Origin of the sequence: Furfurilactobacillus curtus, assembly GCF_045862785.1 — a bacterium.
Lineage (GTDB): Bacteria > Bacillota > Bacilli > Lactobacillales > Lactobacillaceae > Furfurilactobacillus > Furfurilactobacillus curtus.
This window is the reverse complement of the sequence record NZ_BQXO01000089.1, coordinates 1-337: the sequence shown is the minus strand read 5'-3', so window position 1 is coordinate 337 and position 337 is coordinate 1. Positions and strand designations below refer to the sequence as shown.

Genomic DNA, 337 nt, shown 5'->3' with positions numbered 1-337 from the left:
AAACCAGACAGTGCCCATTCAAAAAACTTAGCAATCGCTCCCTGAACCAGTCCTGAAATATCACCTAAAACAAACATATCTATCACTTCCTTTTTTGCAATTCAAAGCTTCCTACTCCGTCATCTGCTTTGGCAGTTTTATTTATTGCTTTAGCTTTATAACCATCGCTAATTTGAGTTAATTCAAATTTTTGATTCTTCTCATCATCAGTATTTACTTTTAAATATTCTTTACCAGAAGTATTACCGACTGAATAATTGGCATTTACATTCATCAAGGGGCTTTCAATAATCATTGTTTTTTTATTAAATTGGGTTTTGTAGCTTTGTCCTTTTGG

At 32.6% G+C, this 337-nt stretch carries 1 pseudogene; it reads right to left on the bottom strand.

From position 1 onward, the window contains the following. Positions 1–82: 82 nt before the first annotated feature. Positions 83–337: pseudogene (locus ACKTR2_RS10600) on the bottom strand (hypothetical protein); the annotation flags it as partial.